10 protein-coding genes, 1 tRNA gene and 1 pseudogene are annotated in these 14,774 nt (G+C 64.7%); 7 read left to right on the top strand and 5 right to left on the bottom strand.

Going from position 1 to position 14,774, the window contains the following annotated elements:
- The 5 genes and pseudogenes from AC1DC5_RS14730 to AC1DC5_RS14710 form a co-directional block, all read right to left on the bottom strand.
- Nucleotides 1-232: pseudogene (locus AC1DC5_RS14730) on the bottom strand (glycosyltransferase); the annotation flags it as partial.
- 149 nt (nt 233-381) lie between these two features.
- Nucleotides 382-2,973, bottom strand: coding sequence for an Ig-like domain-containing protein (locus AC1DC5_RS14725; RefSeq protein WP_476865637.1), 2,592 nt, complete (start codon nt 2,971-2,973; stop codon nt 382-384).
- A 63-nt stretch (nt 2,974-3,036) separates the two neighbouring features.
- A complete protein-coding gene (locus AC1DC5_RS14720) occupies nt 3,037-3,486 on the bottom strand; it encodes a glycosyltransferase family protein (RefSeq protein WP_476865636.1) in 450 nt (149 codons plus the stop codon).
- 699 nt (nt 3,487-4,185) lie between these two features.
- The gene (locus AC1DC5_RS14715) at nt 4,186-4,326 is read right to left on the bottom strand and encodes a hypothetical protein (RefSeq protein WP_476865635.1); all 141 of its coding nucleotides are present in this window, start codon (nt 4,324-4,326) and stop codon (nt 4,186-4,188) included.
- A 157-nt stretch (nt 4,327-4,483) separates the two neighbouring features.
- The gene (locus AC1DC5_RS14710) at nt 4,484-4,957 is read right to left on the bottom strand and encodes a MarR family winged helix-turn-helix transcriptional regulator (RefSeq protein ID WP_476865644.1); all 474 of its coding nucleotides are present in this window, start codon (nt 4,955-4,957) and stop codon (nt 4,484-4,486) included.
- Nucleotides 4,958-5,062: 105 nt separating this feature from the next.
- On the opposite strand from AC1DC5_RS14710, the gene bcp reads away from it, so the two are divergent.
- The 7 genes from bcp to AC1DC5_RS14675 all read left to right on the top strand — a co-directional run bounded on the left by bcp (nt 5,063) and on the right by AC1DC5_RS14675 (nt 14,389).
- Nucleotides 5,063-5,536 (top strand): thioredoxin-dependent thiol peroxidase, encoded by a 474-nt coding sequence (bcp, locus tag AC1DC5_RS14705; protein WP_476865634.1) that lies wholly within the window; start codon nt 5,063-5,065, stop codon nt 5,534-5,536.
- Nucleotides 5,537-5,697: 161 nt separating this feature from the next.
- Nucleotides 5,698-6,363, top strand: a complete 666-nt coding sequence (locus AC1DC5_RS14700) for a GAP family protein (RefSeq protein ID WP_476865633.1) — start codon at nt 5,698-5,700, stop codon at nt 6,361-6,363.
- A 170-nt stretch (nt 6,364-6,533) separates the two neighbouring features.
- A tRNA-Leu gene (locus tag AC1DC5_RS14695) sits at nt 6,534-6,615 on the top strand.
- Nucleotides 6,616-6,856: 241 nt separating this feature from the next.
- Nucleotides 6,857-7,531 (top strand): fasciclin domain-containing protein, encoded by a 675-nt coding sequence (locus AC1DC5_RS14690; protein WP_476865632.1) that lies wholly within the window; start codon nt 6,857-6,859, stop codon nt 7,529-7,531.
- Nucleotides 7,532-7,784: 253 nt separating this feature from the next.
- Nucleotides 7,785-9,464 carry an ABC transporter substrate-binding protein gene (locus AC1DC5_RS14685; RefSeq protein ID WP_476865643.1) on the top strand — a complete coding sequence of 560 codons (1,680 nt, stop codon included), beginning with the start codon at nt 7,785-7,787 and terminating at the stop codon, nt 9,462-9,464.
- 78 nt (nt 9,465-9,542) lie between these two features.
- A complete protein-coding gene (locus AC1DC5_RS14680; protein ID WP_441406761.1) occupies nt 9,543-11,048 on the top strand; it encodes a malate:quinone oxidoreductase in 1,506 nt (501 codons plus the stop codon).
- Between the two features lie 86 nt (nt 11,049-11,134).
- Complete coding sequence (locus tag AC1DC5_RS14675) at nt 11,135-14,389, top strand: efflux RND transporter permease subunit (RefSeq protein WP_476865631.1); 3,255 nt, start codon at nt 11,135-11,137, stop codon at nt 14,387-14,389.
- Nucleotides 14,390-14,774: the final 385 nt, after the last annotated feature.

Raw genomic sequence — 14,774 nt, 5'->3', positions numbered from 1 at the left:
CAGCATCCCCCCGCAACGCCACAACAAAAGCACCATTCAACAACAAAACCCCCACCCAGAACGGAAACGGCAACACCGCAACCAACCCCAGATCACTACCCACCGGCACCGCCACCGTCGAAGCAGCCCCCACCGCAAGCGCCAACGACACAACACCCGCCACCACACACCACACATCACGGGCCCCCCAACGCCCCTCCGTGCGGCTGGCCACATCAAGCGTCCTCGTCATCGCGCACCCCGCGAGACACGTAATGCCATGCCCTGGATATCGAAGTGCAGTGTCCTGGTGTTGGTCTGCATGGTCGTCCCCTGTCTGGGTGGTTTCGTTCAGATGGTGTGGACGGTGTCGGCTGTGCCGACACCGTCCGCCTGGTTCCTCTAGTTCCTCAGTGTGAGCACCAGCTTCGGCGCGAGCGTGCTGCCGGCCTCCTTGGAGTTGATGTCCACGCCGTCACTGCTGCTGGAGTCCATACCAAGGGAGAGCTGCTGGCCGAGCTCACCTGTCAGTCCGCTGATAGTCAGCGGAATGCTGTAGTTGGTGTTGGTCGCCGTCGGGCCAAACGTGCCGAGGGTGGTACCCAGCGGCGTCGGACGGTTGAGGTACGTGATCCCGGTCTCGGTCCAGCTGTCATTAGCGACCAGCTTGACGTTCTGTTTACCCGTCGACCCACTCCCGGCGGTACGCAGCTGCAAAGTCGCACCCTCCAGTGTCCGGCCCGCATACGGTGACAGGTCGAACTTCAAGTACGTGACCTCCACTGGGCTGTTGTCCACACCCAACATGACACCCGTACCAAAGTTCGTCCCCGTCGCCGCGCTCGTCACGTAGCTGTCAGCGGTGGCCGTCAGCGTGACGGTCTCCGTTGTGCCACCGCCTCCGGCTGTGGTGAAGGTCCACGTCCTGGGCGACGCCAACGCGTTACCGGCAACGTCTTTCACCCCAACGGAGACAGTCGCCGTGTAAGTCCTACCGGCCGCCAGATCCGCAGTCGGGTTCAGCGTCGCAACGTTGTTTGAGTACGTCACAGCGGCCGGCACTGTCGTCGACCCGTCCGTCAGACTGAACGTGGCCGACGTGACTGTCGACGGATCCATCGCCTCCGAGAAATTCCCGGTCACATTCGCCGAAACCGCAACCCCGGTGGCATTGGCCGTCGGGGACGTGGCCGTCACGGTCGGGGCCGTTGTATCCCCGCCCCCCGCGGAAGCTGTGGTGAAGGTCCACGTCCTGGGCGACGCCAACGCGTTACCGGCAACATCCTTCACCCCTGCGGAGCCGCCATCGATCGTCGCCGTGTACGTCGTATTGGCCGCCAGATCCGCCGTCGGGTTCAGCGTCGCAACGTTGTTTGTGTACGACACAGCGGCCGGCACCGTCGTCGACGGCCCCGTCGTCAATCTGAACGTGGTCGACGTGATTGTCGACGGATCCATCGCCTCCGAGAAGGTCCCGGTCACATTTGTCGAAGCCGCCACACCAGTGGCACCGGCCGCCGGGGACGTGGCCGTCACGGTCGGGGCGGTCGTATCCCCACCCCCACCACCGCTGCCCTGCTCGTAGAAGCTCCAGTACCGGCTTGTGGCGTTCACATCGGCCAGCACCAGGAGACCGCTGTTGGCCGTGCCCCGCGTGCTGTTGAGATTCTGCTTCGTCGACGTTACGTTGTGCACATACTGGTCTGCGTCCACGATACGAGCCGTCTTCGTGGTCGTGAAGTTGATGTTGTTCAGCGGCGTGGACTTCTCGTAGATCGCACCCCCCGAGCTGGTGCAGACACCGGCATTCGTCGTGCCGCTCGGCTTCGGATAGGTGGCGAAGGTGCGCAGCCTCTGCGTCCCCTCATCAATGAGGACGAGGACCCGGTTCGGGCACTCCGACACGGTCGCGATCGTGTGTGCCGTCCACGTCGTACCACTCAAGGCCAACAGCTGGATCAGCGGCTGGGACGCCGAGGTGAACGACGTCTTGATAGCGGCGAAAACACGACCACCCGAGGAGTCCAGCCACTTCAGGTTCATGTGGTCGTCACCGCTGCGCTGCCCCTTCACCGCCGCCACCGCAGTGGACCAGGTGGTGTTGGCATCTCCATCGACGTGGAAGCTCCAGTACATGCCGTCGGTGGCGTCACCGACCTGCCGGCTCCACATCACACCCATCTTCCCGTCGAACGCGATCACAGCCGAAATGTCGTCCACGGACACGTTGCTCAACGACGCAGGATGCTGGAACGGCGTCCCCCACGTCACGCCGGCGGTGTTGGTGACGTTCATAAAGATCTTGTTGCCCTGCTGCCACGTGGCCCACACCCGGCCAGTCGAGTCCTTGTCGATGGTCAGGGTCTCTACGCGCTGGTTGTTGATTTGTGAAGAACCCAGCAGCGTGTACGTTTTGTTGCTCGGGTTGTAGCTGTAGCGGCGCATAGTCGTCGGGAAGTTCGGCTCAGCCGGCACACCGTCGTTGACGAACCTGTAGCTCGCGACATATAGGGTCGTCCCGTCCCACAGCACGTCATGATGAGTGTTCGCACGTGTGTCCGTCGCCACACCCGTGTCGACCCACGAACTCGTCGCGGTGTTGAACCGGAAGATATGAAAATCCGAGCTGGAGGTGTCCCACAAGTTCCCCCACCAGGAGCCGTCGTTGAACCACAACGCACTCGTTGCCCGCTTCGTACCGGTCGGCGTCCCCGTCCCCGTATGCGACAGACCCTCAATCCCAACATCACCCGGAGCAGCCGACGCCGGACCCGGCGCCACCACCACAACACCTGCCGCAAGCAGCAGCGCTGCCAGCAGCGACGCCAGCAGCGGACGGAGCCGCCGGTTCCGCGACCTGCCTGGACGAGGACCGGCCGAGCGGTCACCTCCCCGCCTCATGCCAAGCCAGGAAGTCCCGTCCACCCTGCGCAGCTTCGACCGCATGGATACCGCCGCAAACCGTCCCGCCGCATACGCATGATGGTTGCTCATGTTTTTTCCTTCCGACATTAAATCTGTGAAATTTTGACGGTCCACCTCGGGGAGCTGTCCCGCTCAGCTGGATTGTGGAGACGTGAGCGAACCGTAGTCGCAGCGATACACGATCTGGGCCACCCGTGTCAGCGCCCGGCTGCCAGCGTTCCGCCACCAGGTCAGATCCTTGGATCCGCCCCCGGCGCCATAACGCGAGCCCTTGGCGAAGTCGTAGTCATGTTGGAGCGGGGAAAGAAACCGGCCGATTTCCCGCGCACGGGCAACGTCGACGGTGTGATCATGGGAGCGCCCACCTGCGATGACAAACTCGTCCACGTGCGAGGGCTTGCGGCGAATGACGCCGGAGAGGTTGATCGCTTCTTTTCGGGTTGGAATAACCACGCTTGCTGGCGCTCCCGGTGACGATATGGTCAGCCCGGAGAGGGAAATTGGAAGCTGGGACAAATGCATCACCACTTCATGACAATTACCGAATATCAGACGACGTCGCACTTTATTGAAGCGCAACACTAGGGCTGGTCCGGTCGTAGCCTGGTTGTGGCCCCAGCTCTCTAAGCCATTCCCCGTGCCGCAGAGCCTATGTTCCGCCCCAAGAGGTGTCACGAGTAGGCTCTACTTGCTTCCCCCGCTATATCCACTCGGAAAGAACCGGGAATATACGGCCCTTCGACACTTAGCCTGCCTAGGTCCGCCTGCGTCGAGCGGTCGGGGTGTTGTCGGGTTTCAGGCGGCCAATGTTCGGCCCATCGCCCCGCATGAGTGCATGGCGAAGCCCTCCAGGAAGCGCAGAGCCGGGACGGAGGGCCCGCGCGGGCCTGATATCTGCGAACCACTAAGTGAATTCGGCCGAATATCAAATTTTCGGCGCGCGCTCCGTGATTCTCCAAAATATGACCAACGGGCCGGCGGAAATTTCCGCTGTTGGATGACAACTGCATCGAACAGCAAATACCCCCCTGCCGGCACGGGACATTGACGGGTCACCTATTCTGCCCCCAATGCCCCCAGCTGTCCCGCGGGGCTAATGGATCAGGATACTAATCGACCTCGCAATAAATGGCGTCCGGGTTCGAGTCCCGGGAGCGCACGAGAAAAAAGCCCCTCGTCCAGGTTTCACAGAAAGAGGAATGGGGTTTCCTTATTACCAAAAACACACGGGCTCAGACCGGAACGAAAAGGCCCGATCCGGGATGGAGGAAGTCCGCTGCGTCAGGATTCCCGCCGCGCCGCGGCGGCCAATTGAAAGTGGATAGGCAACGCCAGCTGGACCGGCAACACACCTACAGGCTCGTCAAGCAGCTCGTTGATCGAGGTCTGCCCTTCCAGTTCCGTAGTCAGGTTCGAGTCCATGCCTTGAGCCTATGCGCAGCGGGCGCACGGTCCGCTGAGGGACACGGCGGGGAAGGAAGCTGTTACCCCGCCGCCAGCCCTGCCGGGCCCAAACCGTGCCTGACGGTGCACGTGGCGGACAGCCAGCGTGGACACTCCCTGTGATTTGGACGATGCCCTAGTTGGCCTCGACGGGCAGGCTTGGCTCCGGAGTGCTGACGATGGACTTTGCATCGGTTGAGGAAATCCTGGTTGCTAGTTCCGTGACAACCGCCCGGAGCTCCTGCCTGAGCACGTCCGGGTCAATCGAGGCGGCGGCGAGCACGGAACGCTCCATGTCCGCGGCCTCGACAACGGCCGCGCGGCCCCGGTCCGTCAGAGACACAACGTGGCTGCGGCGGTCCGAGGCACTGCGCTGCCGCGAGATGTGTCCGTGGGCTTCGAGCCGGCTCAGTGTTTTTCCCATGGTCTGCGCCTGGACACGCACCAGTTGGGCCAGCTGGGCCTGTGTCATGGGGCCGTTGACGGAGAGCACTTCCATGGCGATGACACCCGCATGGGTCAGGCCAATAGCCCCCAGCTTCTCGTTCCAGGAGTGTTCAACAAGGCGTGCTGCCGTGGACAATAGGCGCCCAGTGGGCCAGCGATCCATATCAGGCATACCAACGAGTATAGCGATCACACGATTCGGCCGGCGCACCAACGCTCACTAGGCTGGAATATCACCACCTGAGACAGCCCTGAAAAGGAGCACAACGTGCCTGAACGACTCATCGCCGGCGACACCGCGCCGGCCTTCACCTTGAAAAATTCGGAAGGGCAGGACGTCTCGCTTGGGGACTTCCTGGGACGCAGCACAGTGGTCTACTTTTATCCGGCGGCCTCCACTCCGGGCTGCACCAAGCAGGCCTGCGACTTCAGGGACTCCCTGGCCTCCCTGAAGAGTGCCGGCTACGAGGTGGTGGGCATCTCCCCCGATCCCGTGGACAAGCTCGCCAGGTTCTCAGCCGCAGAAGGCCTGGATTTCCCCCTGCTGTCCGATCCTGACCACGCCGTCGCCGAGGCCTACGCCGCATGGGGCGAGAAGAAGAACTACGGCAAGACATACCAAGGGCTCATCCGGTCCACGGTGGTTGTCGACCCCGAGGGGAAAGTCGCGGTTGCCCAGTACAACGTCAGGGCCACCGGGCATGTCGCCAAACTCCGCAGGGACCTCAAAATCGACTCCTAGCCGGCGGATCATTCGCAGCCCGGACCAGTGCCAGCCGCGACTCCCCTCGGGGTCGGGTTCCGGGCTTCGCGCTCATCCCCCGCGGGTGATGCGTCCAGGCCGCCCGCCACCGTACATTCGCTGCAGGTCCACGTCTCTCTGGCGTCACGGGATGGAGCAGCGTGCTTGAACTGATCGCCGAGGTGGTGCCGCAGGCCATCGGAATGGCGGCCAGTCCGCTCCCGCTGATCGCCGTGCTGTTGATGATCCTTTCCCCGGAGGGACGGGGCCGGAGCCTGGGCTTTGCCGTAGGCCGGGTCCTCGCCGTCCTCGTTACGGTGCTTGCCGCGGCTGCCCTGTCCGACTTTGCCACCCAGGCGTCAGGCGGCACACGCCTGGGCGCAGTCATCCGCCTCGTCCTTGGCGTGGGACTCATCGTCCTGGCGCTGTCCAAGCTCCGTTCGCGGCCCAAGGGCGCCGCCGAACCGAAGACTCCCGGGTGGATGCATGCCCTGGCCGGCATAACGCCCGCGAAGGCCCTGCGGACGGGATTTCTGGTGACCGCGATCAATCCGAAGGAACTGATCTTCGGCATCGCGGCCGGCATTGTGATCGGCAGCGCCAGCATCCCGCCAGGTATGGCTGCCGCCGCCCTGCTCATCTATACGGCACTCGCCACGGTCACCGTGGTGGTGCCGGTAGCGGCGTATCTCCTGCTCGGCGCTCCAGTACGCCGCGTACTGGAACCGGCCAAGACCTGGCTGGTTCGCTACTACAACGTCATCATCGCCGCCGTTCTTGCCATTATTGGCGCAGTCATGATCGGTAAGGGCATGGCCGGCATCTAATCTTTCACCCCGGTTCTAAACCAGCGGCCGATCGTTCCGGTCTTCCCGACGGCGGTGGCCGGCGCCGGGAAGACCGGAACAACCTGTCGCATCAGCGTGTGCCGTGAAATGTACAATGGAGCCTGGCATCCGCCACGCCGGTCCCTGGACCGGCCAGGTGCGGGCGCCGCGCGCGAGTGGTGAAATTGGCAGACACGCAGGATTTAGGTTCCTGTGCCTTCGGGCGTGGGGGTTCAAGTCCCCCCTTGCGCACACAGAAAGAGTCCCGGTCTTCGGACCGGGACTCTTTCGTTTAAGCGCGCCTCCGTTGAGCCCGTTAGACCGTCAGTGGGACCTGCGAAAAGAATTTTCAATCCCGCACCCATCCGTTTCCCCGGAGTCCCCGAATACACATTGAGACACCAACCAAGGGTCGGTGCCCAACAAGTCGGACAAGGGCCAGAGCGGCAAAAGCGCCGCTGGCAACGATCGGCACAACAAAGGAGAAACCGAAATGCAGACCATCAAGCGCACGACTCTTTCCGTTGCAGGAATCGCTGCTGCGGCCATGCTCAGCCTCACGGCCTGTGGCGGAGCAGCCACCACGGCACCCGCCTCCTCGGCCCCGGCCTCCACGCCGATGGAAACGAGCATGGCACCGTCGCCGTCCGCCAGCTCGGCAGCAGCCATGGATCCGGCCGCCAACCTCGTCGGCGCCGGCTGCGCCGGCTACGCCGCCCAGGTCCCGAGCGGTGCCGGCTCCGTCGCCGGAATGGCCCTCGACCCGGTCGCCGTCGCTGCGTCCAACAACCCGATCCTCACCACGCTGACCGCCGCTGTTTCCGGCAAGCTCAACCCCAAGGTCGACCTGGTGGACACCCTCAACGGCAGCGAATTCACGGTCTTCGCACCGACGGATGACGCCTTCGCCAAGATCGACCCCGCCACGATTGAAACGCTGAAGACGGACGATGCCCTGCTCAGCAAGATCCTGACCTACCACGTTGTTCCGGGCAAGATCAGCCCGGACCAGATCGTCGGCACCCACAAAACGGTCCAGGGCGGTTCCGTCACAGTCACCGGCACCAAGGACGCGCTCAAGGTCGACGACGCCAGCGTTGTTTGCGGCGGCGTCATGACCGCCAACGCCACTGTCTACATGGTCGACTCGGTCCTGATGCCCAAGTAGGCATTTCCAAGCCCTCCTGCCGCGGTTCCAGCCTGACTCACTGGACCAACTAGGAGAAACGAAGGCCCGCACCGCTGGTGCGGGCCTTCGCCTTTGCCTGCCGGGACCGGTGCCGCTCCCAGCTCACAGGGATCGTCCGGACAGGTCAACTAGAATGATGCTGTTCCGCAGCCGGCGGTCCATTCAGTTACCCAGAGGTGATTCCCGAGTGCCCAGAAGTACAGTGCCCAGCCGTACCGTGCGCCCCCGCAACATGCAGGGCCGTGGAGCGCGGGCCGGTGCAGTGCGCCGCATCGCGGCCGGCGTGGCCGTGCTCCTGACCCTCGCCGCCTGCACGGGCACACCCGGCCCCGGCCCGGGTTCCGCCACCGCCTCGGCAAGCCCCACAGATTCCGGCCCCAGCGCAGTCTTCACGTTCGGCACCGCCTCGCAGCCGCTCGGGCTGGATCCTGCAGTGGTCTCCGACATCGAGTCCTACCGGATCACGCGCCAGGTCCTGGAGGGACTGGTCGGCGTGGACCAGACCACGGGACAGCCCACGCCGTTGCTGGCAACCGAATGGTCCACGAGCGGGGACGGCCGCGCCTACACATTCAAGCTCCGCGAGAAGGTCACCTTCCAGGACGGGACGGCCTTCGACGCCGCAGCCGTCTGCAGCAACTTCAACCGCTGGTTCAACTTCTCGAGTGCGCTTCGGCAGCAGGCTCCGGGGACAACCTTCAAGGGCGTATTCAAAGCCCACGCGGATCAGGCGTCCCTCTCCATCTACAAGGGATGCACCGCCGCAGCCCCGGACAACGTCACGATCGAACTCACCCAGCCCTTCACCGGTTTCCTGCAGGCCCTCACGCTGCCCGCCTTCGCCATCTCCTCGCCGCAGGCACTTGCCTCCGAAAACGCCGACGAGCTGAACCAGAGCCGCGACGGCCAGCCCGTCTCCGCCTACGGGCTCCACCCTGTGGGAACCGGTCCGTACGTCTTCAGTTCCTGGGACCCGGGCAGCATCACGCTCGCCAGCAACAAGGACTACTGGGGGGACAAAGGCCAGATCGGCACCATCAACTTTGTCACCTACGATCACACCCAGACCCGGATGCAGGCCCTGCTCGACGGCAAGATCGACGCCTACGACGCCGTTACAATCGGCAACTTCGACCAACTCGTCAAGCGCGGCCAGCAGATCGTGCAGCGTGATCCGTTCTCCGTCATGTACCTGGGCATGAACCAGGAAGTGCCCATCCTGCAGAACGTCAAGGTCCGCCAGGCCATCGAAATGGCGCTGGACAAGGACACCTTGATCCGCAAGTTCTTCATCGACAACACGGCCCAGGCGACGCAGTTCGTTCCGCCGAAACTCAGCGGGTTCAACAACAACGCCCCCGCCCTGGGCCACAATCCGGAGAAGGCCAAGGAACTGCTCACCGAGGCCGGCTACCAAGGCGAGGAACTGAAGTTCTACTACCCGCTGAACGTCACCAGGCCTTATCTCCCGACCCCGGAAAAGGTCTATGCGGAAATCAGCAAGCAACTGACCGCCGTCGGGCTGAACATCAAGCCGGTGCCCGTCGACTGGTCCGAGGGCTACCTCCAGAAGGTCACCTCACCCGGCGATCACGGCCTCCATCTGCTGGGCTGGAACGGTTCCTACGCCGACCCGGACAACTTCGTGGGCCCGCTCTTCGGCGAGAACACCGGCGAGTTCGGCTACCAGGACCCGCAGGTCTTTTCCAAGATCGCCCGCGCGCGCGGCCTGCCGGACGGCAAGGAGCGGACAGAGGAATACCAGACCATCAACGCTCAGATCGCCGCCACGGTTCCCGCCGTGCCGATCGCTTTCCCGATCTCCGCACTTGCCCTCTCCGACCGCGTGCTGAAGTATCCGGCGTCGCCCGTCCTGAATGAAGTTTTCACAAAGGTGGAGCTAAAGCCTTGACGGACGGACCCAATTTCAGTAAGAGGCCCGTGCGGGATATTCTGTGACAGCCAGACCCGCTGCTATCGGAGACTGATTGTGACTTTCATTTCCAAGACCCAACATGCCGACGTCGTCCTGATCGGCGGCGGCATCATGAGCGCCACGCTCGGTGCCTTCCTGAAGCAGCTCGAGCCGAACTGGACGATCTCCCTGTTCGAGAAGCTGGACGAGCCCGGCCTGGAAAGCTCCGGGCCATGGAACAACGCCGGAACCGGACATGCCGCGCTGTGTGAGCTTAACTACTCCCCCGCTGCCAAAGACGGCTCCGTGGACCCCGCGAAGGCGCTCCTCATTAACGAGCAGTTCCAGTTGTCCCGCCAGTTCTGGTCCCACCTCGTCACGAACGGCATGATCGGCTCCCCCAAGGGCTTCATCAACACGGTTCCGCACATGAGCTTTGTGATCGGCGAAGACAACACCAAGTTCCTGCGCACGCGCTACGAGGCGCTCAAGCCGAACCCGCTGTTCCGGTCGATGGAATACTCCGAGGACCACGCGCAGATCGCGAAGTGGGCTCCGCTGATCGTCAAGGGACGCGACCCGAAGCAGCGCGTCGCCGCCACCCGCGCGGCGGAAGGGACCGACGTCGACTTCGGCGCCCTGACCCGTGAGCTGACCACCTACCTCGGCAACAACGGCGTGGAGGTCAATTACGGCCACGACGTCTCCGGCATCAAGCGCGCCCCCGGCGGCGGCTGGGACCTGGCGATCAAGCACCCCACGTCCGGCGAGCACGGCTCGATCCGCGCCAAGTTCGTCTTTGTGGGCGCCGGCGGCGGCGCCCTTCACCTGCTGCAGGCCTCCGGCATTCCGGAGAGCAAGGGGTACGGCGGTTTCCCTGTCTCCGGCCAGTTCTTCCGCTGCACCGACGAGACGCTCGCGGCCCAGCACAGCGCCAAGGTCTACGGCCAGGCATCCGTGGGCGCCCCGCCCATGTCCGTTCCGCACCTCGACACCCGTTACGTCAACGGCAAGCGCTCCCTGCTGTTCGGCCCGTACGCCGGTTTCTCCACGAACTTCCTGAAGAATGGTTCCTACCTGGACCTCCCGCTGTCCATCCGGCCCTCCAACATCGTCCCGATGCTGGCCGTGGCGAAGGACAACATGGATCTGACCGCGTACCTGGTCAAAGAGGTCGCAAAGCGGCACGGAGCCAAGGTCGAGGCCCTGCGCGAGTATTACCCCGCGGCAAAGGACGGCGACTGGGAGCTCATCACCGCCGGCCAGCGTGTCCAGATCATCAAGAAGGACCCGAAGAAGGGCGGCGTGCTGCAGTTCGGCACCGAAGTCATCGCCGGCCGCGACGGATCCATCGGCGCCCTGCTGGGTGCGTCCCCGGGCGCGTCCACCGCGGTGCCTATCATGATTGAACTGCTCCAGAAGTCCTTCCCGAAGCAGTTCAAGGGCTGGCAGTCGAAGTTCAAGGAGATGATGCCAGGCTACGGCGTCAAGCTCAACGAGAACCCGGACCTCGCCGCCAAGCTCGAAGCCGACACCGCCAAGGCACTGCAGCTGGAACCGGTCAACGCCGCGCGCAACTGACGCCCGCTCCGGGTTACGGCAGTCTCGATCCATTTCAGGCTAGATTCCGTTGAAGTACGTCCGTCGACCCATCAGGAGACCATGAGATGTTCCGGCTCGCAAAGCTGTCGCTGGCCAACCGGGCCCTGATCGCGCTGATCACCGTCTTCGCGTCGGTTTTCGGCGTGATCACGATGTCCTCGCTCAAGCAGGAGCTCATCCCGTCCATTGAGTTCCCGCAGATCACGGTCATCACCTCGATGCCGGGCGCCTCGCCCGAAGTCGTGGACAAGCAGATCAGCGGCCCGCTGGAAACGGCGCTCAACGGCGTCGAGGGTCTGGAGTCGACGTCGTCCACGTCCCGCAACGGCGTGTCCCAGATCAGCATGGTGTTCACCTACGGCTCGAACCTGGACCGCGCCCGGAACCAGATCGACCGGGCCATCTCCAACGCAAAGCGGTCGCTGCCGGATGACGTCCAGCCCCAGGCCATCGCCGGCAGCATCAGCGATTTCCCGATCGTGTTCCTCGCGGTCTCCTCCGACAAGCCCTTGAGCGAGCTGAACGCCGATCTGGCCCGGCTCACCGTCCCCCGGCTGCAGAAGCTCGACGGCGTCCGCGGCGCCGAGGTGACCGGCGGCGCCACGCAGCACATCAAGATCCTCCCCCGCCCCGAGGCCATGGCGGCCTCCGGCGCGAGCATCAAATCCATAAGCGCGGCGCTCAAGAACAACGGGGCCCTCGTACCGGCCGGCACCATCGAAGAGCAGGGCAAGACGCTGTCGCTGCAGATCGGTAGCCCGGTCGACTCGCTCGACGCCATCAAGGCGCTCCCGCTGGGCGGCACCGGCAATGCCGCAACCATCGGCAGCGTCGCAGACGTCAGCATCGCCGAGGACGCCCGCACCTCGATCACGCGGACCAACGGCAAGGAAACCCTCGCCCTGTCCGTCACGAAGAAGCCAGAGGGTGACACGGTCGGCATCTCCCACGCGGTGAAGGACTCCCTCCCCCAGCTCGAGGCCGAACTTGGCTCCAACGCCCGGTTCACCCCGATCTTCGACCAGGCGCCGTTCATCGAGAAATCCATCAAGGACCTCACCACCGAGGGCTTGCTGGGCCTGGGCTTCGCCGTCGCGGTGATCCTACTCTTCCTGATGTCCGTCCGCGCTACCCTGGTCACGGCTGTTTCCATCCCGCTGTCCCTGCTGATCACGTTTATCGGGCTTTCGGCCACCGGCTACTCGCTGAACATCCTGACCCTCGGTGCGCTCACCATCGCGATCGGCCGCGTCGTGGACGACTCCATCGTGGTGATCGAGAACATCAAACGCCATCTGAGCTACGGCGAGGCGAAGATCACCGCGATCCAGACGTCCATCCGCGAAGTCGCCGGCGCCATCACGGCGTCGACCCTCACCACCGTGGCCGTCTTCCTGCCGATTGCCTTTGTGGCCGGCCTGGCGGGCGAACTGTTCCGGCCGTTCGCGCTGACGGTCACCATCGCCCTGCTGTCCTCCCTGCTCGTCTCGCTGACGATCGTGCCGGTGCTGGCGTACTGGTTCCTGCGGAACCCGGCCGACAAGGCGGCCGGCGCCGGAGACACCACTGCCACAGCGGCCGCCGGCCGTGAAACCACCGCCCGGCAGATCGCGGCGAAGGCCCACGAGGCAGAGCAGCGCACTGTCCTGCAGCGCGGCTACCTGCCGGTCCTGACCAAAACCCAGAAGCATCCGGTCGTGACCCTGGTAGCGGCCCTGCTGGTCCTCGGCGGCACCGCCGCCATGACCCCGCTGCTGGCCACCGACCTGCTGGGCAGCTCCGGCGAGAACAGCATGACCGTCCGGCAGGCCCTCCCGGCCGGCACGAGCCTCGCCGAGGCCAGCGCCTCGGCGGTCAAGGTCGAAGAAGTGCTGCGGTCAATCGACGGCGTCAAGGACGTCCAGGTGACCACAGGCAACGCCCAGACCGGCTTCTCCGCGCTGCTGTCCGCCGGTGCCTCGAACTCAAGCTTCACCGTGGTGACCGAGGCGAAGGCCAACCAAGGCAAACTCAAGGAAACCGTCCGCAGCGAACTGGCCGGAATCCCCGACTCCGGCAAGATCACCGTCGGCTCGCAGCAGGGCGGCTTTGGCACGTCCTCGACCGTGGACATCACCCTCAAGGCCGCCACCACCGCCGATCTCCGGACCGCGAGCGACGCCATGGTCAAGGCCATGGACGGCGTCCCTGGCGCCTCCGAGGTGGCCACCAACCTGGCCGCCAGCCAGCCGGTGGTCCAGGTCAAAGTGGACCGGGCCAAGGCGGTGGCCGCTGGCCTGACCGAGGAACAGGTGGCCGGCGTGCTCGCCTCCACCATCAGCCCGATCCCGGCCGGAACAGTGCGCATCGAGACCAACGACTTCCCGGTCAAGATCGGCGAAGGCACCCGCTTCACGAGCATCGACGCCGTCCGGCAGACCCCGCTTCCGACGGCGGCCGGTCCCGTGCCGCTGGTCAGCATCGCTTCCGTGGAGCAGGTCGACGTCCCTGTGTCCATTACCGCCAGCAACGGCCAGCGGACCGCACGGGTGTCCGTCACGCCGTCGGGCGCCAATCTCGGCGCCTTGAGCACCGAAGTGCAGTCCCGGCTCAAGACCGTCCAACTGCCGCCGGGCGTCACTGCCGAGATCGGTGGCGCAACAACCCAGCAGGCCGAATCGTTCGGCCAGCTTGGCCTGGCGCTGCTGGCCGCCATCGCGATCGTCTACGTGATCATGGTGGCGACGTTCAAGTCGCTCATCCAGCCGCTGATCCTGCTGGTTTCGGTGCCCTTCGCGGCCACCGGCGCAATCGGGCTGCTGCTCGTCACCGGAGTGCCTCTTGGGCTTCCGTCGCTGATCGGCATGCTGATGCTCGTCGGCATCGTGGTGACAAACGCCATTGTGCTGATCGACCTCATCAACCAGTACCGCCAGCCGCGGAACGGCGAGCCCGGAATGAGCGTGGCGGACGCGATCACGCACGGCGCTCGCCAACGGCTCCGGCCGATCCTGATGACCGCGCTGGCGACAGTTTTCGCACTGACTCCGATGGCGCTGGGCCTGACCGGCGGCGGCGGCTTCATCTCGCAGCCGCTGGCCATCGTGGTGATCGGCGGCCTCATCTCCTCCACTGCCCTGACCCTGGTCCTGGTGCCGGTGCTGTACCGGCTGGTCGAGGGACGCCGCGAACGGAAGGCGCTGGCCAAAACTGCCGACGGCACCGGGACCGCCTCGGCTCCGGCTCCGTCCCGTGGCCGCCGGGCCGCCCCGGGGGCCATCCCCGACGATTTCCCCGACGACCTTCCCGAGGACGCACGCCTGCCGACAGGATCGCGGTAGGCCCCCGGGCCCGCTTCTAGGATCCTGTCAGGGCCGATTTGCGTTGGCGGTGCGCGGCCCGCGGCTTCCCGTGGACTCCGTGGACCGGCTTTGGGGTTCCGGCGGCCGCTTCGTAGCTGCGGTGCCAGGGTCCGCCGGGGAAATCCACCGGGCGCTAGGAGCGGGCTGCCGGGACCACGACCTCGCGGGCAGGATTGCCAAGCGACTCCGCCGACGGCAGCGGTGACGTTGAAGCAGTGGAAAGCGGCACCCAAGGCGCGCAAGACAAGCGGCGTGCCTGGGACTGCCAAACAGGCTCAGAAGGGTCTTACGCGCTAGGAGCATGAGCGCATTTGTTTGCGCCGAAAGGATTCAAAGATACCTGGCGCTTCCGCCATCCCTCCCC

This window comes from Arthrobacter sp. 10L424 (assembly GCF_056395325.1).
This window is presented reverse-complemented; position numbering and strand designations above follow the sequence as displayed.

What these genes read in the sequence shown, in the direction of transcription:
- AC1DC5_RS14715 (WP_476865635.1), bottom strand. Translation starts at nt 4,326, where the DNA reads ATGGACTCGAACCTGACTACGGAACTGGAAGGGCAGACCTCGATCAAC.
- AC1DC5_RS14685 (WP_476865643.1), top strand. Translation starts at nt 7,785, where the DNA reads ATGCAGGGCCGTGGAGCGCGGGCCGGTGCAGTGCGCCGCATCGCGGCC.
- AC1DC5_RS14710 (WP_476865644.1), bottom strand. Translation starts at nt 4,957, where the DNA reads ATGGATCGCTGGCCCACTGGGCGCCTATTGTCCACGGCAGCACGCCTT.
- AC1DC5_RS14690 (WP_476865632.1), top strand. Translation starts at nt 6,857, where the DNA reads ATGCAGACCATCAAGCGCACGACTCTTTCCGTTGCAGGAATCGCTGCT.
- AC1DC5_RS14725 (WP_476865637.1), bottom strand. Translation starts at nt 2,973, where the DNA reads ATGAGCAACCATCATGCGTATGCGGCGGGACGGTTTGCGGCGGTATCC.
- AC1DC5_RS14675 (WP_476865631.1), top strand. Translation starts at nt 11,135, where the DNA reads ATGTTCCGGCTCGCAAAGCTGTCGCTGGCCAACCGGGCCCTGATCGCG.